Here is a 22,789-nt window from a genome sequence, read left to right on the forward strand (position 1 = left end):
TCAGATCAGCCGCGGCGGCCTGTTCACGTCGCGTTGCACCGGTGCTGCCAGCTCCGGCTCGGGAATGTCGAACCGCAATCCGACCGTCTCCAGCCGTTCGGCCATTGCCGTGCCGTCGAGAAACAGGATATCCAGCGCCGCCGCCTCCGCGCCCGAATAGGCCAGCGCCTCCGCCACCACGTCGGCCACGGCCGCCTGCCCTTCGTCCAGCACACCGCCAATGGCCAGCAGCACGCCGCGTTGCCCGCCGGCGTAGCGCGCGCCGACCAACCAAGCTGCTCCCGCCAGTCCGGACAACCGCGCAAGGCCTGCGTCCAGTGCCCGCAGCACCACTTCCGGCACCTCCGGGCGAAAGATCTCTTCCGGCACGGCATCGACCACGTCTGGTGCCGACGGTGCCGTTTCGGCAATCCAGTCCACCCCGTCCGCGCCCAGCAGACTGGAGGAGGATGCAACTCCAAGGTTCACCCCCAGCGCCACACCCTGCCCGGCCAGCATTTCCACCAGCTTGCGCCCCGAAAGGCCCAGGTAGGGTGTCGGCGCCTCAACGAACTCCGCCATCCGTGCTTCGGTGTCGAAGGCCAACCCCACCGGCCCGTCCTCCGTTTCCATCACCAGCAATTCCGCCTTGTCACCGACCGGCTCGGCCTCCAGCAGCACGAAAAGTTCCGCCGCCCTCAGGGCAGCATAGAACGCCATCCGCGCCGCCTCGCTTTCCTCGTCCGCCATCATCGCGGCGTGGGCGCGGTCCAGCGCCGTCTCATCCGTCATTCAGTATCTCCGCCACACGGTCCCGCAACCACGGCACCAGTTCGGCCTCGAAGGCCGGATTCTTCTTCAGCCATGCCGTATTGCGCCACGACGGATGAGGCAAGGGCACCTTGTCCGGCGCATGGTCGCGCCACCGCGCCACCGTGGCCGTCACTCCTTTGGCGCCCAGATGCCATTCCTGTGCATAACCACCGATCAGCAGCATCAACCGAACACGGGGCAGCGCCGCCATCACCCGGTCGTGCCAGTTCTGCGCACAGACCTTGGGCGGGGGCAGGTCCGTCCCCTTGGCGTCATAGCCGGGAAAGCAAAACGCCATCGGCAGCACCGCAAATTTTTGCCGGTCATAGAACGCCTTCCGGTCAACGCCCAGCCAGTCCCTCAAACGGTCGCCGGAGCGATCATCGAACGGGATGCCGGAGGCGTGCACCCGCGCCCCAGGTGCCTGCCCGCACACAAGGATCGGCGCATTCGACAGCCACGGCACAGGCCGGGGTGCATGGCCCGTCGCCGTGACCGCAAACCGATCGGCGCAGATCCGGCAGCCTTCAATCTCCCTTGTCAGCGCCGCCAGCGCCGTCATGTCCACTTGATCGAGCATCCCAGCGAAGGCACCTGATCCTGCGGCCCCGTACCTTTCGTCGCGATCTGCCGCATCGCCTCCACCAGTTCCCGAGTCCGCCCATGGGCGTCGCCCCTGCCAGCGTCGTCCAGCCGCCCACGGTACTGAAGTTCGCCATCCGCGTTGAAGCCAAAGAAATCCGGCGTACAGACGGCCCCGTATATCTTGCCGACAGTCTGCGCCTCATCGACAAGATAGGGAAACGCCCAGCCGTGTGCCGCCGCGAAGCGTTTCATTTCCGGCGGGCTGTCAGCCGGATATTCAGCATAGTCATTGGACATCACCCCAAGCACACCGATTCCCTCTGCCATCAGATCCGCCGTATCCTCGGCCAGCCGCTCCGCAATCGCCCTCACGTAGGGGCAATGGTTGCACAGGAAGGCGATCAAAAGCGGTTTCTCGCCGAGATAGTCGCTCATCCGGAACGTCTGCCCGTCCGGATCGCACAGCGTGAACTCCGCCGCCTTCCACCCTAAATTGCAAACGGGAGTATCCAGCAGCATCGTGTCCTCCATTCCATTCGCCCGACGACGCACTTCCCGCGCCGATCACTCGTTCTGATGACAGATGTAGTACTGCCCGCCGCCGGTGACCACGTGTCGAGCAGGGTGATGACTGTCCGAAACCTGATCGAAACAGTCGCAATACGGTTTCCATACCAAAACCATACCCAATCCATATTCGGCAGCGCCATCAAAACGATTGACTCATTTCGACATTTCTCTAATTATAGAATCATGGAAACGAAAACACATCTCCCGCTCGATATCGAGGAAGCCGCGCGGGCCTTCGCCGCGCTCGGCTCCGGTCAGCGACTGGCCGTCCTGCAGGCGCTGGTAGCAGCCGGGCCGGAAGGTCTGGCGGCCGGTGATCTTGCTCAGCGCACCGGTATCGGTGGCTCAACCCTGACCCACCACCTCCGGTTTCTGACACAATCTCAGTTAGCTACGCAACGGCGCGAGGGGCGGTCGATCATCTCTACCGCCGCGTTTGGCCGCGTGGAAACTCTCTCGAACTACCTGCTTCTCAACTGCTGCGCCGAACCGGCCGGCTGCGTCCACAAGGAACATCGCAATGGCTGACACCACGGCCCACGACGTCGCACCCAGTCGCTTCAAGCCAAGCCGCGTCTGGCTTGTTTTTGTTGGCATAATCGCCGTTTGCCTCGTGGCAGTACCGTCGCAGGTGCCCGGCATACTCACCGACACCGCCGGCGCACTGCTGCACACTGCCCCCTTCATCCTTTTCGCCGTTTTCGCCGTCGCCTATCTCAAGGCCACCGGCGCCGAAACCCTTCTGGCCAAGGCTTTCGAAGGCAACCAGACCCGCATGATAATCATGGCAGCCCTCCTCGGCGGCCTCTCTCCTTTCTGCTCCTGCGAGGTCATTCCTTTCATCGCCGCCATGCTCGCCCTCGGCACTCCCCTCGCTGCAGTCATGGCCTTCTGGCTGGCGTCACCGCTGATGGATCCGGCAATGTTTGCCATCACCGCCTCTGCTCTCGGCTTCGACTTCGCCGTCGGCAAGACCGTCGCGGCCGTAGGCCTTGGCCTGCTGGGAGGCTTTGGCACTCGCCTGCTCATCCACACTCCCGCTTTCAGTGACCCGTTGCGGGAAAAGCCACAGATCGGCGGATGCTGCGGCGTCAAAAAACCTTTTCAAGGCAAACCTTTGTGGAAATTCTGGCAGGAAGACGCTCGCCGGGAGACCTTCCGCCAAACGGCGCTGACCAACACGCTCTTTCTCGTCAAATGGCTCTCTCTCGCGTACTTGCTGGAGGCTTTGATGGTCCGGTTCATTCCTGCCGAGTTAATTGCCGGGGCGCTTGGCGGCGACGGTTTCGGCACCATTTTGCTGGCATCGCTCGTCGGTGGACCTGCCTACCTCAACGGGTACGCCGCCGTGCCCCTGCTTGCAGGACTTCTGGAACAGGGCATGGCTCCGGGCGCCGCAATGGCCTTCGTCGTCGCCGGTGGCGTCTCGTGCATCCCCGCAGCCATCGCCGTATGGGCTCTCGTCAAGCCTCGCGTTTTCGCGGGCTACCTCACATTTGCCTTCGTCGGATCACTGATCGCCGGCACGATCTGGGGCGCGATAGTTTGAAGCAGGGACATTATTGTCGCACGTGTTAACCTCCTCTAAAAAAGAACATAACGTCGGCTTCTGGGGAGAACATGCATGTACCGTGTCTGGGGATTTTTGGCGGACTACTCACTACTTCTGGTGATAGGCGCTCTGATCGCGCTCGTCTGGGCGAACGTCGATCCCTACGGATACCACCATTTCGTTGAAACCCCGCTCTGGGCAAACGATTTGGTCGGCGCGCCCTACGATTACTGGGCCAAATCCTACGGTTCCGGTGCGAAGGAGATTATCGCCCCCGGGCCGGAACGCGTGCTCTCGTTGCACTACCTCATAAACGACGTCCTCATGGCTTTCTTCTTTGCCATCGCCGGCAAGGAAGTCTGGGAGGCGGTAGCCCTCAAGTCCGGAAGTTTGCGCGGTCGAAAGGCACTGACGCCACTGGTTGCCACATCCGGCGGCATGTTCGGCCCGATCGCTGTCTACCTCGGTCTCGCCGCCGTCATGGGCTCCTCCACCTTCGATGCCGTCGCGAATGGCTGGGCGATTCCGACGGCTACCGATATTGCCTTTTCATACCTCGTCGGACGTTTGATCTTCGGTGCGGGGCATCCGGCGGTCCGCTTCCTCTTGCTGCTGGCCATCGCCGACGATGCTGCCGGGCTCATCATCCTTGCCATTTTCTATCCTTCCGGCGATCTGGCACCCCAATGGCTGCTCGTATCGTTCGGTGCGGCGGTGGCGGTCTACGTTCTCGCAAACTGGCTGCCTCGGCGGCTGGATCGGGGCAAACAGGACAGGCCCAATTCTACGTTCATGCGCGATAAACTCGGCTTCTGGCCCTACCTGGTTGCCGGAGCGATCTGCTGGTATGGCTTTCAGGAAAGCGGTATCCACCCCGCACTAGGTCTGCTGCCTATCGTCGCCACCATACCCCATGCGGACAAGGCTTTCGGCATTTTCGCCGCTGCCGAGGAACATCTGACAGACCTTCTCAACCACATCGAGCACATGTTGAAATACCCGGTGGAAGTTGTCCTGTTCTTCTTTGGCCTCATGAACGCCGGCGTCGAATTCTCGTCGATGGGATCCGCGACGTGGCTCGTTCTCGCCGGTCTGATCATCGGCAAACCTTTTGGAATTCTTCTCATGGGCTGGTTGGCGGCCGGACCGATGAAACTCGGCCTACCCGAGGGTATGCGTATCGTCGATCTCTTCATCCTCGGATGCGTCGCCGCGATCGGCTTCACCGTATCGCTGTTCATCGCGTCGGTGGCATTCGAAGCCGGTCCTGTTCAGGATGCAGCCAAAATGGGAGCTCTGCTCAGCTTTGCTGCTGCGGGAATATCCTTTGCCGTGGCCAAGGTGATCGGGGTAACCAAACAGGAATCTTAAGAAAACCGGTCATTTTGGCCGATTTTTGCTAATTTTCGCGGCCTTTCTTGCCAAATTGGCCGCGAATTGTTATATGCGCATCAACCCGGACATCAGGTTTTCCGAGAGTGGATTGGCCTGACCTCGGCGGCCGTAGTTTCCGAATAGCGGGACTGGCAGAAACGTACAGCGCAGCATGATAGAATTCACCAACGTCTCAAAGTCGTTCTGGACAGGCAAATCCCGCAAGGTCATTCTCGACAGGGCGACTTTTCGCGTCGATCTCGGCAAGAGCCTTGGTATCCTGGCCCCGAACGGCACTGGCAAGACCACGATCATCAACATGATGGCTGGCCTGGAAAAGGCTGACGAAGGGCGGATTACCCGCACCTCCAAGATTTCCTTCCCACTTGGTGTGGTCAGCGGCGTCAACATGAAACAAACAGCTCAGGAGAACGCCCGTTATATTGCGCGTCTCTACGGCCTCGATCCTGACTATGTCGAATCCTTCTGTCGCTATTTGGCGGATATCAAAGAGTATTTCACGATGCCCGTCGGCACCTACAGCCAGGGCATGCGCTCCCGCTTCACATTCGCTCTGATGCTAAGTCTCGATTTCGATATCTACCTTATCGACGAAGGCATGCCCTCGACCATGGACGCGGCATTCAACAAACGCGCTGGTGCGATCCTGCATGAACGTCTGACGACGGGAACGGTCGTCATCGTTTCGCACAGCCCCAAGATACTCGAAACATACTGTCGGCAGGCCGCCGTGTTGAAGGATGGCCGCCTGCACATGTTCGAAACCCTCGAAGAAGCCAAAGAGCTTTACAACTACGCCAATTGATGGCCTTTGCAGATGCGCGGGCATCACCCCCGGTAAACAGGAAGCTTTATGGCTGACAACGACGACAATCGCGGCGGCACGGGCCGGGGCAATAGTGGCTCCGCCGGCGGCGAATCCTACCCACCTTACGTCGATCCGAAAGGTCGAAAGGTCATGCCCCGTCACCGCAAGATGGCGATGCGACGCGCGCGTGAACTTGGGCTGGAATTTTCCTCACCCAACGAGGCAATGCACCTGGCAGCCAAGCACGGCATCAATGTATTTGCCAACGACGAGTCGATCCTCGACATCGCGAAGACCGACGACGGCAATAATCAGGGTCAGCAAAAAAAGGCTCAGGCAAAACGTTCGGGCGGCGACCAGGCGTCAGCGTCGGCTGCGAACGCCGGTGGCGGTGGCGGTGGCAATCAACTTGTGAAGGCACGTTCGCAGGAGGTTTCCGCAAACGAGGCAGGCTCCTCCGTCATGCGCAGCCCGGATGAGGACAACGCCCTCGCCGCGCCGATGGACCGAATGGACGTGGAGAAGCAAAGGCGCGACACCGAGATCGCCAAGATCCAGAGGGACCTCGTTCGTCGCCGCCGCGCTCGCTTCTGGGCAATGATCCTGCGGATCGCCGTATTCGTCTTTCTGCCCACCACTCTCGTCGGTTACTATTACGTCGCTGTCGCGACGGACATGTACGAAACAAATAGTCAATTCGTGATCCAGACTACGGAAAACCCGGCTGCCGGCGGCGGCCTCGGTGGCCTCCTCGCGGGCACCGGTCTGGCAACTGCGCAGGACAGCACCGTCGTACAGGGCTATCTTTCCTCACGTGAGGCGTTCCTGAAACTTGAGGAAGAATTCGGGTATTCGGCGCACTTCAAGGATCCGAAGATCGACCGGATCCAGCGTCTGCCACAGGATGCCACACTGGATGCCGCCTACGATCTCTTCACCAAAAACGTGACCATCGGATATGATCCGACCGAAGGCATCATCCGCATGTCCGTCATCGCCTCCACCCCGGAGGACAGCCAGCAATTTTCCGAAGCACTGGTAGAATACGCCGAGGAAAGAGTGGACGGGCTGTCTCTGGAAGCTCGTGGTGACCAGTTGAAGGAAGCGCTGGCGCGCCTCGCCACATCCAGGCAGGCTGTAGAGGACGCAACTCAGGAGATCGTCGACCTGCAACAACAACTGGAAGTGCTTAGCCCCGAACTGGAAGTTCAGGGCAAGATGGCGATCATCCAGACCTTGGAACAGGAACGCGAAGTCAAGCAGCTCAACCTGCTCGAACTGGAAGCGAACCCCGCCCCTAACCAGTCCCGCGTCAACATTCTCCGCCGGGAAATCGCGAGGCTTTCCGACCGTATCTCGGTACTGCGTCGCGAACTCACTCAGACCACGGGCGAAAACGAGTCCCTTGCCGGCATCACCTCCGAATTGCGCTTGGCCGAATCCCGGCTGGCGATCCGCCAGCTCATCCTTCAAGAGGCCATTTCATCGGCAGAAACTGCTCAACTGGAAGCCAGCCGACAGACCCGCTACATTTCCATCAGCGTTGCTCCTGTCGCACCGGTGGAAGCCACTTATCCTAAGAAGTTCGAGGGCACGCTGCTTGCATTCATCGTATTCTCGGGCATCTACATCCTCGTCTCCTTGACGATCTCGATCCTGAGGGAGCAGATCAGCGTATGATGAAAACCATAAGTATCGGCGAAACTCTCGCCGTTTCCAATGATGCCCCTCTTACGGTTATCGCCGGCCCCTGCCAGTTGGAGGGACGCGAGCATGCGTTTAATATCGCCCGGCAAATGGTTGAAATCTGCGCGGACAGCGGCGCTGGCTACGTTTTCAAAGCCTCGTATGACAAGGCAAACCGAACGTCTCTGAAAGGAAAACGCGGGCTCGGCATCGAGGAAGGCTTGCGTATCCTTGAAGACGTAAGACGGGAGTTCGGGTGCCCGGCTCTCACTGACATCCACGACGCCGAGCAGGCACGCAGCGCTGCCGAAGTGGTCGATATCATCCAGATACCGGCATTCCTCTGCCGACAGACGGACCTTCTCCTCGCAGCTGGTGAAACCGGGGCTGTGATCAATATCAAGAAAGGTCAGTTCCTCGCACCATGGGACATGCCCAATGTCGCAGCCAAGGTTGCGTCGACCGGCAACGAGCGAATTCTTCTCACAGAGCGCGGCGCATCCTTTGGCTACAATGCGCTCGTGGCCGATATGCGCAGCCTGCCGACCATGGCCAAGACAGGCTACCCTGTCATCATGGACGCCACCCATTCGGTACAACAACCCGGTGGACTGGGCGGCGCATCCGGCGGTCAACGAGAGTTCGCGCCGGTAATGGCGCGCGCAGCCGTATCACTCGGTATTGCCGGGGTCTTTATCGAAACGCATGAAGACCCTGACAACGCTCCCTCAGACGGGCCTAACATGATCCCGCTCGATCAAATGCGAACGCTCGTATCGACACTGATGGACCTCGATAGGATCGCCAAGGCTGATCCAGTCAGGATTTGAACCGGGATCGAGCAGTAAGGTAAGGCTGACTCAACAGACCTGCCCCGCAGCCCAGCCCGAGGACCAGGCCCACTGGAAGTTGTACCCTCCAAGCCAGCCGGTGACATCAACGACCTCGCCAATAAAGTACAAGCCGGGCACGGATCTGGTTTCCATCGTTTTTGAATCCAGCTCCGCGGTGCTTACGCCCCCCACAGTTACCTCTGCCGTTCGATAACCTTCAGACCCTGCAGGCAAAACCCACCAGTGCGCCAGCATGGACGCGAGTTCCGCCAGACGTCTGTCTGACATGTCTCCGATCCGACCTGTCACCGACATTTGTGTCAGCAGGCTGTCGGCCAGCCGCTTCGGTAAAAACTCAGCCAGGGCGCGGGCGACAGACAGTTTTCCGTTGGCCTGCCGCAATGATCGCAACCCTTCAAAGGCCGCTGCTTCCTCCAGCCACTCGACCTGAACCTCCTCACCCTCGCGCCAATAGGACGACACCTGAAGGATCGACGGACCGGAAAGGCCCCTGTGCGTGAAGAGCAACCCCTCTCTGAACGACGCGCCCCCGGAAGAGACGACCGCATCCGTCGACAAACCGGCCAGCGCTTTCATGTTTTCCAACGTCGGTCCGCTGAACGTCAGGGGCACCAGCCCCGGGCGAGTCGGCTCCAGCTTCAACCCATGGGCTTCCGCAACCCGGTAGCCGAAACCTGTAGCCCCCATTTTCGGAATGGACTTTCCACCGGTTGCCACCACAGTTGTCTCACACTCAAGTTCCTGCCCCTCCACGCGGATCAGAAAGCCCCGTTCCGTGCAAACCGGAACACTGACATTCTGTCCTAACCGCAGAACGACCCCCGCATCGCTCATATCGCGCATCAGCATGTCGATGATATCCCGGGCGGAACTGTCGCAAAACAGCTGCCCAAGCGTCTTCTCATGGTAGGCGATGCCCTCTGCCTCTACCCTCGCAACGAAATCCGAAGCGGTGAATCGCTTAAGTGCGGACGTCGCAAAGCGAGGATTGGCCGAAATGAAACGTTCCGGCTCACAAAAAATGTTCGTAAAATTGCACCGGCCGCCACCTGATATCCGGATTTTCTCACCCGGTGCCCGAGCATGATCAAGCACCAGAACCCTGCGCCCGCGCCGTCCGGCCTCGATAGCTGCGAACATTCCTGCGGCACCCGCGCCAATGACAATGCAATCCCATTTCTCCAGCACACAGAGCCCTCCCGTTCCAGCTTGAACTACTGGATGCAGAAGGCCACGAACAAGCGCCCATTCCCCCTTGCAGCCCATTTTCCGAAATTGTATGACCTTCGCCACTGCTGGGGTGTAGCCAAGTGGTAAGGCAACGGTTTTTGGTATCGTGTACCGTAGGTTCGAATCCTACCACCCCAGCCACCTTACTCCGCGCAATGGATGGAAACCCGTCGAAGCCAGCGCGTCCACTGCGGTCGCGGCGGCGGACTTTTTCCAAAGTTAAAGAGTGGGCGATGAGATGATTAGCCCTGAAAGTTGTCTAATACCCAATTTCGCCTTATCCTGAATGTAGGAACAGAACTTATACCGCTCTACGTTTTGTGGGACTGTAAAGGTAGAAGACTTGGACACCGCCCGCACATCACTGGCCGCCGAATTGGCACTTGGCCTGCTTCACGGCAGAGAGAGGGATGAAGCGCAGCGGGAAATGGCGTCCGATCCAGAAATGCAGTTCGATTTCGTTTGTTGGCAGGAAAGCCTTGTAACGCTGCTTTCCGCTACCGAAGCGCCGGCTGTGAAGCCGGCACCTGCGGTCTGGCGTAGCATTCAGGCGGAACTGTTCGGCAGATCCCCGTCGATCTGGCAACAAATTCTGGATTCGGCGAGGGACCCGCACAACCGGGGCCTGCTCGTCATCGTGGCGCTGGCCAAGCTCGCCCTACTGGCCTGGATCATCTACCTGTTTTTTTGATATCTCAGTCGACGGTTTGTTGCATCGACCCGCTGCCCAGCACTCGACCGATATAGGGCACGATAAGAACCGTTGCGAAAACGGTCGAAATCAGCCCGACGAGCAATATGCCTGAGTGTCGGCTAAAGCCTTCAGACAATGCGTAGGCCGCAATTGCCACCAAGGGGATATGCAATAATACAGCGCACACAAATTGTACGCGGAGCTTTATGTTCCGGTTAAACATTGAATTCCTCATTCCGTGACCGTGTTGAAAATTGACCCTTCTGCGCACATTTGACCAACCCAAACGGACATTTTTTAGACAGGCTCGCCCGATTTAGTCCACGCTAACCAAGCGTTCCGGCACACGTGTCGCCATCTGCGTCGCCAAAAGCAGGTTCGTCTCGCTGGTGGTCACTCCGTCGAATTTGCGAATTCGCGTGAGCACCCCATCAAGATCATACAGAGTCTGGGTGCCCAGTTCGACGATCAGATCCCATTTGCCGTTGGTTGAATGCACAGCCTGAACTGCCGGTACGTTGCTCAGCAACCGCGTGATCTTGTCCGCGCCACGCCCCTCGATGCCAAGCATCATCAGGCCTCGCACCGGATGATGCTGCATATCCTCGGCAAGTACCACAGTGTATCCGACAATGACGCCGCTCTCCCGTAGCCTGTTCAGTCTCGCACGAACCGTCACACGCGAAAGCCCGACTTCCAATGCGAGGTTTGAGAGTGATATACGCGCGTCGCGCCTCAAGGCTCCGATAATTCTGGTGTCAAAACTATCCACTTTGATCAGTTTTCCCTTCGTTTTGTATATTTGCCCGATCAATTTATCAAATTGATCGCTTCTCGTCGTACGGTTTCGGAAAGTATCAGTAATAAAGAATTCCCAGAGGATACCCGTATGAAACCGAAAAGATGTCTGTTGATCGGCGCACCAGTTGACAGCGGCAAGCGTCGTCAGGGTTGCATGATGGGACCTGACGCCTATCGCACCGCCAAGCTCGCCGAAACCGTCGCAGCTCTTGGACATGAGGTAAGCGATTTGGGCAACATCAGCCCTGCAACCATCCGTCAGGTCAGCAATTCCAATAAGCAGGTGTATGCTCTGCCTGAAACGGTCGCTTGGGCGGAAGCCATTGCCGCTGCCGGGCAGGAAGCCGCAATGCATGGCTTCCCGATTTTCCTCGGTGGCGACCATTCCCTCTCGCTCGGCTCCGTTGCAGGAATGGCGGCACACGCTTCATCGCAATCCCGCCCTCTGTTCATTCTCTGGCTCGACGCTCATACGGACCTGCACACACCATTGACCAGTGGTTCCGGAAACCTCCACGGTACACCGCTTGGCTATATTTCAGGCGCCGCCGGTTTCGATGCATTCCCACCGATGCCGAAACCGGTCCCAGCGCACCAGATCTGCATGATCGGCTTGCGCTCGGTAGATGCCGCCGAAAAGGCCATGCTGCAGGACAGCGAGATGACGGCGGTGGACATGCGCACCATCGATGAACAGGGCATCGCCCGCCCGCTGGCCGAATTCCTCGGTCGGGTCGCCGCTGCCAGCGGCCTATTGCATGTCTCGCTCGATGTAGACTTCCTGGATCCATCCATCGCTCCGGCGGTCGGAACAACGGTGCCGGGCGGCGCCACTTTCCGTGAGGCCCATCTCGTGATGGAAATGCTGGGCGACAGCGGGCTTGTCAGTTCTCTCGATCTTGTGGAACTCAATCCATTTCTGGATGATCGCGGCCGGACCGCGTCCCTGATGGTCGATCTTACCGCGTCCCTGCTTGGCCGCCGTGTTTTTGACCGTCCGACACAGTCGTTTAATGCCCGAATAACGGGTTTGGAAAACCAATCATGAGCGCACCAGCACCCTCCGACCTCGCCTTCGTGCCGTTTGTCAGTGTCGAGAACATGATGAAGCTTGTTCATCGCATCGGCATAGAAGACATGCTGCGCGGCCTCGCCTCAGCCATCGAAGAAGATTTCCGCCGCTGGGAACTGTTCGACAAGACGCCGCGCATAGCCTCTCATTCACGGGACGGCGTCATTGAGCTCATGCCAACCTCGGATGGCCAAGTGTACGGTTTCAAATACGTCAACGGCCATCCCGGGAACATGAAGGAGGGACTTCAGACAGTCACCGCGTTCGGCCTGCTCGCCACCGTGGATACCGGCTACCCTGTACTGCTCAGCGAAATGACGGTCCTCACCGCTCTGCGCACCGCAGCGACTTCGGCCATGGTCGCGCGCCATCTCGCCCCGCGCGATGCCCGCACCATGGCGATAATCGGCAACGGTGCACAATCGGAGTTCCAGGCTCTGGCCATGAAGGCCATTTGCGGCATCACACACCTTCGCCTCTTTGATATCGACCCGCGTGCAACGGAAAAGACCATGCGCAACCTCGATGGCCTCGGCCTGTCACTGTCCGCCTGTTCAACGCCCGAGGAAGCGATCGAAAGTGCAGATATCATCACTACCTGCACCGCCGATAAGCAGTATGCCAACATACTCACCGACAACATGGTTGGTGCCGGTGTCCACATAAACGCCATTGGCGGAGACTGTCCCGGCAAGACTGAACTCCACCGGGATATTCTGTCGCGTTCAACCGTTTTTATCGAATATCCGCCACAGACACGCATCGAAGGGGAAATCCAGCAGATGCCCGCCGATTTCCCGGTCACCGAACTCTGGCAGGTGATCACTGGCACGGCTCCCGGACGAACGAGCGATAGCCAGATCACCCTGTTTGATGGCGTCGGTTTCGCCATCGAGGATTTCTCGGCCCTCCGCTTTGTCCGCGATCACTTGCAGAGCACAGGCCTTTTTCAAAACCTCGACATGGTTGCGGACCCGGATGACCCGCGCGATCTTTTTGGCATGTTGCAGCGCGCCCGGATCTGAGGCCGCGTCAATTTACGTCCACGGGGCGCGAACGCATCCGCCGCGCCGTCTCGCGCTCCGCCCGCTTGCAGCGGACGGGCGGCAGCCCCCGGTCCATGAGCGCCATATCTTCCAACACCATGTCTCCCATCTCCCTGAAGGCAGTATCCAGTGCCCCGGCCCGATGGGCAGACCGTAGAAACCCATCCAATGTTCGAACCCGGTGGTCCAATGGCATCGGTTCTTCCGGATAAACATCGCTCGCCGCCACAATCTGTTTTGCGGCCACTGCATCCAACAGCGCTTCGAAGTCGACAACATCGGCCCGCGAGAGCAGGATGAAGACCGAACCCTGCCGCATTGACGCGAACTCTTCTGAGCCGAGAAAACCCCGGTTCTCTGAAGTCACCGAGGACACCACAAAGATGAAATCGGATTCCGCCAGCACTTCTCCGAGGTCGGCTGGAGAGACGCCGTGCTCGCGCAGCAGCGAAGGAGGCAACCACGGGTCGAAGACCTTGATATTGCAACGAAAACCTTCGAGAAGCCGTCGCAAGGCCTTGCCAAGATCACCAAAGCCGATGATTCCGACGTCGGATCCGCTCAAGGTACGCGATCCTGAATTGCCATCGCCGCCCCATAGTTCGCAGCCCGCACGAAAGTCATTGTCCGCCGAGACGATACCCCGCGCCAGATTCAACGCCATCGCCAACCCCATCTCCGCCACCGGCAGGGCAAAGACGGCACCGGTCGTCAGCACATGAATACCGCGACGGAAAATTTCCTCATAAGGCATGTTGTCGATCAGGTTGGATTCGACGTTCAACACCGACCGCAGTGCCGTCATGGACGCCAGCGTTTCCTCTGCAATCGGGGGCTGGCCCAGAATATACCGTACCCGCTCGAGCACCTCCCGGCCCATGCTGGCAACTTCATCGGCTGGCACTTCCAGTACTTCGTATCGCGTGTGCAGTTCTTCCAGCTTTTGCGGCTTGAAGATCAATTCCAGAGTTCGCGGCTCCGGTGCGGCCAGCACAAGCGGTTTCGATTCTGGCATCAAAGCAATCCTCCCGGTCTCGAGCCTAAGCCGAAACAAACTGTCCGTCGCGCGATTTCGTTAGCCGAAGCCGTCCGCCACTTTACACGTCGCGACCTTTCCGACTTGCCACAACTGCATCAGAAAGCGGCTTTTTTTTCGTCAGCGTGCACCATTTGCTCTATCGCGCCGTTCTTGGTTGCTGCGTTGCAACAGTTGCGCCATGCTGAACGCGGAGGTACCTGCCATTGTCCATTACAGCCGGAATTTATCACCTTACCCACTACCAATATGATCGCCCGGTCACGCTCGGACCACAGGTCATCCGCCTCAGGCCAGCGCCGCACTCCCGCACAAGGGTCATATCCCATTCTCTGCGGGTGACGCCCGAAAATCACTTCGTGAACCATCAGCAAGACCCATATGGCAACTGGCTGGCTCGTTTCGTGTTTCCAGAACCGGTGCGCGAATTGAAGATCGAAGTCGATCTAGTTGCGGACATGTCGGTCTACAATCCGTTCGACTTCTTCGTCGAGGAAGAGGCTACCGAGTATCCATTCGCATATCCGTCAGATTTTGCCACCGACCTCCGAATCTACATGGAACCGGAACCGGTGACACCTCTCCTTGAGCGATTCATCGCTTCGATTCCCAGGGAGATGAAAGGTACGGTCGACTTCCTCGTTGCTCTGAACAGCTACGTTTCCGACAGGATCAACTACGAAATCCGCATGGAACCAGGCGTTCAGACTCCCGAAGAATCCCTGCAACGCGCCGCTGGCTCGTGTCGCGATTCCAGTTGGCTGCTTGTTCAGGTGCTTCGCAACATCGGCTTCGCCGCCCGTTTCGTTTCCGGATACCTGATCCAGTTGAAACCGGACCTCGTAGCTCTTGATGGCCCCGCCGGCACCGATCATGACTTCACCGATCTGCACGCATGGGTAGAGGTCTACCTTCCCGGTGCAGGCTGGGTAGGGCTCGACCCGACATCCGGCCTCCTCGCGGGCGAGAGCCACATTCCTCTGGCCGCAACGCCACACTACCGCAACGCTGCGCCCATATCCGGCGTCGCCAGCGCCGCGCAGGTCGACTTCAACTTCGACATGCAAGTGACACGCACCTCCGAACATCCCCGCATAACAAAGCCCTTCTCGGATGCGTCATGGGATGCCCTCAACGCGCTGGGCAAGAAGGTTGACGAGAAACTGAAGGCAGGAGACGTCCGCCTGACCATGGGCGGCGAGCCAACCTTCGTTTCCATTGACGACTTCGAGAGTGAGGAATGGAACTCGGAGGCTGTCGGCCCGACCAAACGCAAACTCGCAGACGTCCTCATCCGCCGACTGAACGACAAGTTCGCGCAGGGAGGTTTGCTGCACTACGGGCAGGGGAAATGGTATCCAGGTGAAACCCTGCCACGCTGGACCTTCTCCCTCTATTGGCGCAAGGATGGCAAGCCGATCTGGCACGACCCGGAGCTTCTCGCCCGCGAGGACACGAACGAGGATGTCGGGCCGGAAGACGCGCAAGCGCTCTTGCAGGGCATTGCCGAAGCCTTGGAAGTTCCTCGGGAAAACGTCGTGCCCGCTTTCGAGGATCCGGGCGAATGGATCCTCAAGGAAGGCAAGCTGCCCGATAATGTCACACCTGACAATTCAAAGCTCAAGGACCCTGAGGAACGCGCCCGCCTCGCCAAGGTGTTCGAACGGGGGCTGACAAATGCCGTCGGCTACGTGCTCCCTGTGCAGCGCTGGCAATCGGCGGCCCGAAAGGGAGGCTGGATGTCGGAGGTCTGGAAACTCCGCCGCGGCCGTGTCTTCCTCGTACCGGGCGACAGTCCTGTCGGGTATCGCCTGCCTCTGGGCAGCCTGCCCTACGTTCCACCCTCAAGCTATCCGTTTGTCTATCCGGAAGACCCGACGATCCCGCGCGCACCCCTATCCGATCCACTTGCGCCACAGGGTGGCGAACCGGAGCCGAAACCCGATCCCGAGGCTGTGCAACAGGATGTCGCCCGGTTCACGGCCAATCCCGCCGGGCAAGACAGAGTGGAACAGGTTCTGGGCGATCTCGATGGTCCCGTCCGCACGGCCATCTCGGTCGAACCTCGTGATGGCCGCCTCTGCGTCTTCCTTCCGCCAGTGGAAACGCTTGAAGACTATCTCGAACTCATCTCGGCAATCGAACGCGCGGCAAAATCCATCGGGCGCAAAGTCCTGATCGAGGGCTACGCCGCCCCCTCCGATCCGCGCATCGAGGTCATTCGCGTAGCACCTGACCCAGGTGTGCTCGAAGTGAACATTCATCCTGCCGCAAGCTGGGAAGAATGCGTCCACACGACCGAGACGATCTACGAGGAGGCCCGTCAGACGCGCCTAGGGACCGACAAGTTCATGATCGACGGCCGCCACACTGGCACCGGCGGCGGCAACCATGTGGTTGTCGGCGGCGCTACCGTGCTAGACAGCCCTTTCCTCCGCCGCCCGGACCTGTTGAAGAGTCTGATCCTGTTCTGGCAGCGCCACCCTTCGTTGTCCTATCTATTCTCCGGCACCTTTGTTGGTCCCACGAGTCAGGCACCGCGCATAGACGAAGCACGCCACGACACGCTCTATGAACTGGAAATCGCCCTCGATCAGATCTGGCCGCCTGAGCAGGGCCAGGTTCCGCCGCCGTGGCTGACGGACCGGCTGCTGCGCAACAGCCTGATCGACGTCACAGGCAACACGCATCGCACCGAGATTTGCATCGACAAACTTTTCTCACCGGACGGCCCAACGGGCCGACTGGGCCTCGTCGAGTTTCGCGGCTTCGAAATGCCTCCCAATCCCCGGATGAGTCTTGCGCAGCAACTGCTGCTGCGCGCCATCATCGCCCGATGCTGGGACTCCCCTCTTACGGGGAACCTGACACGCTGGGGCACAACCCTGCATGATCGTTTCATGCTGCCTGCCTTCATCTGGGACGATTTCATGGATGTGCTGGCCGACCTCGCCGAACATGACCTGAAGCTTGACCCGGTTTGGTTTGAAGCACAGTCGGAGTTTCGTTTCCCATTCTGCGGCGAAGTCACTTATGAAGGAATGACGCTCGAACTGCGGCAAGCGCTGGAACCTTGGCACGTACTTGGAGAGACCGGTGCAATCGGCGGGACAGTCCGCTATACCGACAGTTCGGCGGAAAGACTGCAGGTCAAGCTTTCCGGTCCCAATGCCAGCCGTTATCGCGTTACTGCGAACGGTCGCTACGTACCACTGAACCCGTCTCGTACCACCGGAGAACTGGTCGGAGGTGTGCGTTACAAGGCATGGAAACCGCCGCTGTCACTGCACCCGGTCATGGACGTGCACACACCACTGACGTTTGACATCTATGACACATGGACGGGCCGGGCTCTCGGCGGTTGTCGCTACCATGTCATGCATCCCGGAGGCCGCAATTTCGAAACCTTCCCAGTGAACGGCAATGAAGCAGAAGCTCGCCGCCTGAACCGGTTCGAAGCCCTCGGCCATACCGCCAGTCGGTACACCCCCTCCGACGAAACGCCGCATCCGGAATTTCCGATGACGCTGGATCTACGGCGTAGACCGGGCCTCTAACAGTGAGCCGGTCCGGTTCCATGCAGGATGTCAGCCGGTTGCAGCTGTTGTCGGAATACGCGCCCCGCGCAGGCAAGCAGGACGAACTGATGCTGCCAAATGGCGGTATTCGCCCGGTCTGGCGGGATTTTATCGAGCATCTGAGCCGTTTTACGCCCGACGATCTCACAACCCGTTTTGCGCGCGGAAACCAATATCTGCGCGACGCCGGTGTGCTCTTCCGCCACTACGATGATACTGTCTCCTCGGAACGAGACTGGCCGCTAAGCCACATTCCTGTCGTCATAGACGGCAGCGAATGGGAGGAGATTTCGACTGGTCTGGTTCAGCGCGCCGATCTGCTTGAGACGGTGGTGCAGGATGTCTACGGCAACAACGAACTTGTCGCCGCCGGTCACTTGCCGGCAACTCTTCTGACGCAGAACCCCGCCTGGCTGCGCCCTATGGTCGGCGTCAGCCCGGCAGGCGGCAACTTCCTCAATTTCCTGGCCTTCGAGATCGGTCGCGGGCCAGATGGCAAATGGTGGGTCATCTCCGACATGATCGAGGCGCCGTCGGGCGCCGGTTTCGCCATTGAAAATCGGGTGGCCATGAGCCGCGTCTTTCCGAACTTCTTTGCAAACGCGAAGATTCACCGCCTCGCCACCTTCTTCCAGGAGTTTCAGAAAAGCCTTTTCGATTACCGCGGCAACAGCAAAGGCCAAATCGCCGTGCTTTCGCCCGGCCCGATGAACGACAGCTATTTTGAGCACGCCTATCTTGCGCGTTATCTTGGCCTGCTACTCGTCGAAGGCGAGGATCTCACCGTCCAGAACGGACAGGCCATGGTCCGTACCGTGTCCGGCCCCATGCCGCTGTCGATGCTCTGGCGTCGGATATCCGGCCCGCAATGCGATCCGCTCGAGTTCAATGCAGACAGCCAGATCGGCACCCCCGGCCTGCTGGAGGCAGTCCGAAGGCGAAACCTCAGCGTCGTCAATGCCCTTGGTGCCGGAGTGCTGGAGACACGGGCGCTCATGGCTTTCCTACCGAGAATCTCCCGTGAAGTGCTTGGGCAACCACTTCGCATTCCGAATGTCGCAACTTGGTGGTGCGGCCAACCCGGAGAGCAAACTCACGTCATCGAAAACCGCGCCAAAATGATGATAGGTTCAGCTTTCTCGACCACACCGCTAATTTCCGATCCCCATGGTATCATACTGGCCGAGGATCCGAACTTCCGGCAGGACGAAGGTGTCACCGAACTGCTGCGGACAAAGGGGCGCGAACTCGTCGGCCAGGAGGCCGTGACCCTCTCGACTACGCCAGTATGGGAAGATGGACATCTCGTCGCCCGCCCGATGTGCCTGCGTGTCTTCCTGGGTCGCACGTCCGACGGCTGGCGCGTGATGCCCGGCGGTTACGCACGTGTAAGTGCAGGCACTGACACGAAAGTCTTCGCAATGCAGCGCGGTGGCAAGGTCGCCGATGTCTGGGTAGCCAGCGACCGGCCAGTCGAAAAGGCCAGCCTTCTGGCCGTGGCCCGTGAAAGCCATGCGAACCAGTCCCTCAGCCGCGCACTGCCGAGCCGTGCCGCCGACAACCTCTATTGGCTCGGACGCTATGTAGAACGCGCGGAACTCAACATGCGCCTGTTCCGCGCCTATTATGGCCGCGTCCGAGATGGTGCGCCTGAAAACTCTCCCCTTCTCTCTTTCATGCGGGCAACTCTGCTGGGTGGCGCGAAAGCGGACGCCGCCGTTCTGGCCCGTCGTTTCGAGGCACCGCTCGAACGTGCACTTCACGCCGCCGGCAAGGTTGGTGACCGTTTCTCACCGGATGGAATGATGGCACTGAAGGAGCTCGACCAGACAGCAAGCCGGCTGCGAGACATGGACATTCCGCTGGACGAGAAGCCTCGCGACATCAGTCTGCTTCTGCGTCAGATCACCGGGTTTGCTGGCCTCGTCCATGAAAACATGTTCCGTTCGCTCGGCTGGCGCTTCCTCAGCCTCGGCTTCTCGCTCGAGCGCGCCACCAACATGTGCTACCTGTTGCCGGCTCTCGTAAGTGCCGACGCACCCGATGGCGCCCTCGATCTCGCGCTGGAGATTGGCGACAGTACCATCTCCCACCGCGCGCGGTACTCAGTCACGGCATCGCCTCGCAGTGTGCTCGACCTTCTTGCGCTCGATGAACGCAATCCTCGTGCAATTCACTATCACATCTCCCGCGCCCGCAGTCATGTCTCCGAACTTCCCGGCAACTCCCGCGATCACGCCATGACCGACGTCGCCCGTAAGGCATTGCAACTCGAAACAAGTCTCGCGGTGGAAACATCCGAGACTTTCGAACCCGACAGCCTCCACACTCTCGAAAGCGAGCTCCGAGACTTCTCCGAACTCATTTCACGCGCACATCTGGTATAGGCACCGTCATGCTCTACGATGTCAGGTTGAACATAACGCACGTCTACGAAACGCCTGCGGCCGCCAGCCGACATATGATCCGTGTTTTGCCAAAAACATTTGCCCCCCGCCAACGCGTCAACGCCCACTTGGTGGAAATCCTGCCCGGGCCATCAGAACGCAGCGAGCTCCGGGACTTCTTCGGCAACACAGCCACCTCCGTCGCCCATTTCGCACCTCACTCCCGAATGGAAATTCGCATGGCATGCAGGGTGGAGGTTCAGGATCCCGGTGCCTTCATCGACCTCTCGCCGGATCTGAATGCCATACGCACTGAAATTGCCCAACGCCGAGACCTTGGGCCAAATTCGCCGATGCATTACCTCGGCCCGTCACCGCGTCTCACGCCCAATTCCGAAATCTCTGCCTTCGCCGCCGGTCAAGTTCTGTCGAGCGATTCCGCTGCCTCCACGGCGGTCCGTCTGGGCCGGGCCCTCCATGACGAAATCACTTTCGACGCCACCGCCACAACCGTAGACACCGATCCGCTGGAAGCCTTTCGTCTGCGACGCGGTGTCTGTCAGGACATATCTCACATCATGATCATCGGCCTTCGGTCACTGGGCATCCCGGCTGCTTACGTCAGCGGCTACTTGCGCACGTTGCCACCCGAGGGCGGCGTACGACTTGAAGGCGCGGATGCCATGCATGCCTGGGTCAGCGCATGGTGCGGCGCCAATCAGGGCTGGATCGAATACGATCCCACCAACGCAACCCTCGTTGGCGCCGATCATATCGTCGTTGGGTACGGCCGCGATTACGGCGATGTCAGCCCTGTGATCGGGCATCTGAGAGCATCCGGTGGACAACGCAGCAGCCAGTCAGTGGATGTCGCGCCGGCGCACTGACTTCAATTTCCGTAACTTGCCGCCGTCTCCAGCAGGGCGCTCAACCGCCCGGCATCTCCTATTTCATTCGCCATCAGCAGCACCAATCTCGCATTCAGCGCGTGGCTTTGCTCCTCGCTGCGACTTTCGTGAGCCCGCATCAGACCCTCATAAAAGTCGTCCCCCGCAGCCCCCAGGCCATCCGCCATAATCTCTCGCATCAGACCGTTTCCTCTTCCTTTGCTATTCTCAGGCAGCGCGAAACCGCCGCGCCGACACCCGCCTTTGTCGGAGTTTCGAATACTGCGATCACATGACCGTCCGGACGGAAGAGGAAGGCCCGACCCGTACCGTAACGCGCCTCTGCCAAACGGCCGTCATCTGCCAGACAGGTGTAGGGTTTGCCGCTTTGCCCAATCCCAATTCGGCGTACGCCGGCAACATCGGGCAAGACAACCTCACCGAAGCCGACCAGAGTGAACCCGCCGTGGACATGGTGGATCAACCAATCCCCCGCCACCGGTAAATCAACCGCTGCCATGCCCGGGATGATGGCGCATCCGTCGATCCCTGCATCTTCCATCCCCGGCAAGATACATGGCACGGACAGCCGGCCCGAGTTGATCAAGCGCCGCGCAAATGGCTGATCATGCGCCATGCGCAGCGTTTCGGCTCGAAACAGCGCCTCCACAGGCGTTTTCGGCGTCATGAAATTGGTCGCGCGGGCTGAATTTGCTATGTTCTCATCTGCGGCAAGCCCTCGTTCGCGATCATAAGTTTCCAACAAATCGAGACCTGCATCCCCTCTCACCACGGCCGCCAGTTTCCAGCCGAGGTTATCGGCGTCCTGTATCCCTCCGTTGCCGCCTCGTGCACCGAAGGGCGATACGACATGCGCACTGTCCCCGACAAAAAATACGCGCCCGTGCGCGAAATGAGCTAGGCGGGCGCAACGGAAACGATAGACGCTCATCCAGTCCAGTCGGAAGTGTCGATCCCCGACGATTTCACGAATCCGCGGCTTCACACGTTCCTCTGTTGCCTCTGTTCTGGCATCCGTGCCGCGCGACAACTGCAAGTCTATCCTGTAGATATCGTCTGGTTGTCGATGCAGCAACGCCGACTTACCGTCATGAAACGGAGGGTCGAACCAGAACCAGCGTTCCGGCGGTCCGTCGCCGAAGGGACTGTCGGGCATCTCGATGTCTGCAATCAGGAACTCCTCCTCGAAACTCTGCCCCTCGAAAGCCAGCCCCATCCGCTGCCGTGTCGGTGAGTTCGCGCCGTCGCAGGCGACCATCCACTCGGCATCCATCACGTATTTGCCCTCGGGAGTTTCTACGCTCAGCCGAACATGCGGACCCTGATCTTCATGGTCGGTTACGCGAGACAAAAATCGCAAGTCTATCAGGTCCGGGAATTCAAGCGCCCGCTCGATCAGATACTCTTCGACATAGTATTGCTGAAGATTGATGAACGCCGGATACCGGTGGCCGTCTTCAGGCAACAGGTCAAAGCTGCAGACTTCATCGTCTCCATGAAACAGCCGCCCCACCTGCCACGTCACGCCTTTGGCAAGCATCCGTTCGCCCACGCCAAGCCGATCGAAAATTTCCAGAGTACGCTTCGCCCAGCAGATCGCCCGTGACCCGACAGAGACGACATTGTTGTCGTCTAGAACAACCGAAGAAACACCACGCTGCGCCAGATCGATCGCCAGCGTCAGCCCGACGGGACCGGCGCCAACGATCGCAACCTTGTGCGTCCCGCACCAACCCTCCATTTCCGGCGGGCGAACGAACGGTCGCGGGGCGTAGGTGTATGCCGGCATCGCCTG

20 protein-coding genes, 1 tRNA gene and 1 pseudogene are annotated in these 22,789 nt (G+C 59.5%); 14 read left to right on the forward strand and 8 right to left on the reverse strand.

Features of this window, described 5'->3' with window-relative positions:
• The 3 genes from GO499_RS10025 to GO499_RS10035 are packed head-to-tail and all read right to left on the reverse strand — an operon-like array spanning position 1 to position 1,908.
• Complete coding sequence (locus GO499_RS10025; RefSeq protein WP_161862063.1) at positions 1–771, reverse strand: SseB family protein; 771 nt, start codon at positions 769–771, stop codon at positions 1–3.
• On the reverse strand, positions 761–1,372 hold the full coding sequence (locus GO499_RS10030; RefSeq protein ID WP_284154673.1) for a uracil-DNA glycosylase family protein: 612 nt from the start codon (positions 1,370–1,372) through the stop codon (positions 761–763). The genes GO499_RS10025 and GO499_RS10030 overlap by 11 nt, the downstream gene beginning before the upstream one ends.
• On the reverse strand, positions 1,351–1,908 hold the full coding sequence (locus GO499_RS10035; protein WP_284154674.1) for a thioredoxin family protein: 558 nt from the start codon (positions 1,906–1,908) through the stop codon (positions 1,351–1,353). The genes GO499_RS10030 and GO499_RS10035 overlap by 22 nt, the downstream gene beginning before the upstream one ends.
• Positions 1,909–2,130: 222 nt before the next feature.
• Here GO499_RS10035 and GO499_RS10040 point away from each other — a divergent pair, with 222 nt between their 5' ends.
• The 6 genes from GO499_RS10040 to kdsA all read left to right on the forward strand — a co-directional run bounded on the left by GO499_RS10040 (position 2,131) and on the right by kdsA (position 8,218).
• Positions 2,131–2,475 carry an ArsR/SmtB family transcription factor gene (locus tag GO499_RS10040; RefSeq protein ID WP_161862064.1) on the forward strand — a complete coding sequence of 115 codons (345 nt, stop codon included), beginning with the start codon at positions 2,131–2,133 and terminating at the stop codon, positions 2,473–2,475.
• Positions 2,468–3,496: a permease gene (locus GO499_RS10045; protein WP_161862065.1), complete on the forward strand. Its 1,029-nt coding sequence runs from the start codon at positions 2,468–2,470 to the stop codon at positions 3,494–3,496. Before GO499_RS10040 ends, GO499_RS10045 begins: the two co-directional genes overlap by 8 nt.
• A 75-nt stretch (positions 3,497–3,571) precedes the next feature.
• On the forward strand, positions 3,572–4,870 hold the full coding sequence (locus GO499_RS10050) for a Na+/H+ antiporter NhaA (RefSeq protein ID WP_161862066.1): 1,299 nt from the start codon (positions 3,572–3,574) through the stop codon (positions 4,868–4,870).
• Between the two features lie 175 nt (positions 4,871–5,045).
• The gene (locus GO499_RS10055; protein ID WP_161862067.1) at positions 5,046–5,699 is read left to right on the forward strand and encodes an ABC transporter ATP-binding protein; all 654 of its coding nucleotides are present in this window, start codon (positions 5,046–5,048) and stop codon (positions 5,697–5,699) included.
• Between the two features lie 48 nt (positions 5,700–5,747).
• Positions 5,748–7,382: a KpsE/RkpR family capsule polysaccharide export protein gene (locus tag GO499_RS10060; protein WP_161862068.1), complete on the forward strand. Its 1,635-nt coding sequence runs from the start codon at positions 5,748–5,750 to the stop codon at positions 7,380–7,382.
• Positions 7,382–8,218 (forward strand): 3-deoxy-8-phosphooctulonate synthase, encoded by an 837-nt coding sequence (gene kdsA, locus GO499_RS10065; protein WP_161863914.1) that lies wholly within the window; start codon positions 7,382–7,384, stop codon positions 8,216–8,218. The genes GO499_RS10060 and kdsA overlap by 1 nt, the downstream gene beginning before the upstream one ends.
• Positions 8,219–8,248: 30 nt before the next feature.
• On the opposite strand, the gene GO499_RS10070 is transcribed toward kdsA, so the two are convergent.
• A complete protein-coding gene (locus tag GO499_RS10070) occupies positions 8,249–9,430 on the reverse strand; it encodes a BaiN/RdsA family NAD(P)/FAD-dependent oxidoreductase (RefSeq protein WP_348520769.1) in 1,182 nt (393 codons plus the stop codon).
• A gap of 108 nt (positions 9,431–9,538) precedes the next feature.
• Between GO499_RS10070 and GO499_RS10075 the strand changes: the two genes are divergently transcribed.
• Both GO499_RS10075 and GO499_RS10080 read left to right on the forward strand, forming a co-directional pair.
• Positions 9,539–9,613: transfer RNA gene (locus tag GO499_RS10075), tRNA-Gln, on the forward strand.
• A gap of 202 nt (positions 9,614–9,815) precedes the next feature.
• Positions 9,816–10,163: a hypothetical protein gene (locus GO499_RS10080; RefSeq protein ID WP_161862069.1), complete on the forward strand. Its 348-nt coding sequence runs from the start codon at positions 9,816–9,818 to the stop codon at positions 10,161–10,163.
• Between the two features lie 319 nt (positions 10,164–10,482).
• Here GO499_RS10080 and GO499_RS10085 read toward each other — a convergent pair whose 3' ends face one another.
• Positions 10,483–10,938: an Lrp/AsnC family transcriptional regulator gene (locus GO499_RS10085; RefSeq protein ID WP_161862070.1), complete on the reverse strand. Its 456-nt coding sequence runs from the start codon at positions 10,936–10,938 to the stop codon at positions 10,483–10,485.
• A gap of 117 nt (positions 10,939–11,055) precedes the next feature.
• Between GO499_RS10085 and rocF the strand changes: the two genes are divergently transcribed.
• Both rocF and ocd read left to right on the forward strand, forming a co-directional pair.
• Positions 11,056–12,015 carry an arginase gene (gene rocF, locus GO499_RS10090; RefSeq protein WP_161863916.1) on the forward strand — a complete coding sequence of 320 codons (960 nt, stop codon included), beginning with the start codon at positions 11,056–11,058 and terminating at the stop codon, positions 12,013–12,015.
• On the forward strand, positions 12,012–13,064 hold the full coding sequence (gene ocd, locus GO499_RS10095; protein ID WP_161862071.1) for an ornithine cyclodeaminase: 1,053 nt from the start codon (positions 12,012–12,014) through the stop codon (positions 13,062–13,064). Before rocF ends, ocd begins: the two co-directional genes overlap by 4 nt.
• A gap of 7 nt (positions 13,065–13,071) precedes the next feature.
• Here ocd and GO499_RS10100 read toward each other — a convergent pair whose 3' ends face one another.
• Positions 13,072–14,100 (reverse strand): hydroxyacid dehydrogenase, encoded by a 1,029-nt coding sequence (locus tag GO499_RS10100; protein WP_161862072.1) that lies wholly within the window; start codon positions 14,098–14,100, stop codon positions 13,072–13,074.
• 227 nt (positions 14,101–14,327) lie between these two features.
• Here GO499_RS10100 and GO499_RS10105 point away from each other — a divergent pair, with 227 nt between their 5' ends.
• From GO499_RS10105 to GO499_RS10115, 4 genes and pseudogenes are all read left to right on the forward strand, one after another.
• On the forward strand, positions 14,328–17,678 hold the full coding sequence (locus GO499_RS10105) for a transglutaminase family protein (RefSeq protein ID WP_161862073.1): 3,351 nt from the start codon (positions 14,328–14,330) through the stop codon (positions 17,676–17,678).
• 2 nt (positions 17,679–17,680) lie between these two features.
• A complete protein-coding gene (locus tag GO499_RS10110) occupies positions 17,681–20,086 on the forward strand; it encodes a circularly permuted type 2 ATP-grasp protein (RefSeq protein ID WP_284154675.1) in 2,406 nt (801 codons plus the stop codon).
• A 74-nt stretch (positions 20,087–20,160) separates the two neighbouring features.
• Positions 20,161–20,283: pseudogene (locus GO499_RS19860) on the forward strand (transglutaminase N-terminal domain-containing protein); the annotation flags it as partial.
• A 42-nt stretch (positions 20,284–20,325) separates the two neighbouring features.
• Positions 20,326–20,973, forward strand: coding sequence for a transglutaminase-like domain-containing protein (locus GO499_RS10115; protein ID WP_348520810.1), 648 nt, complete (start codon positions 20,326–20,328; stop codon positions 20,971–20,973).
• A 2-nt stretch (positions 20,974–20,975) separates the two neighbouring features.
• Here GO499_RS10115 and GO499_RS10120 read toward each other — a convergent pair whose 3' ends face one another.
• Entirely contained in the window at positions 20,976–21,173 is a 198-nt protein-coding gene (locus GO499_RS10120) for a DUF2783 domain-containing protein (RefSeq protein WP_161862075.1), read from the reverse strand.
• Entirely contained in the window at positions 21,173–22,783 is a 1,611-nt protein-coding gene (locus GO499_RS10125) for an FAD-dependent monooxygenase (protein ID WP_161862076.1), read from the reverse strand. The genes GO499_RS10120 and GO499_RS10125 overlap by 1 nt, the downstream gene beginning before the upstream one ends.
• Positions 22,784–22,789: the final 6 nt, after the last annotated feature.

This window comes from Algicella marina, assembly GCF_009931615.1.
In the GTDB taxonomy this organism is placed as follows: domain Bacteria; phylum Pseudomonadota; class Alphaproteobacteria; order Rhodobacterales; family Rhodobacteraceae; genus Algicella; species Algicella marina.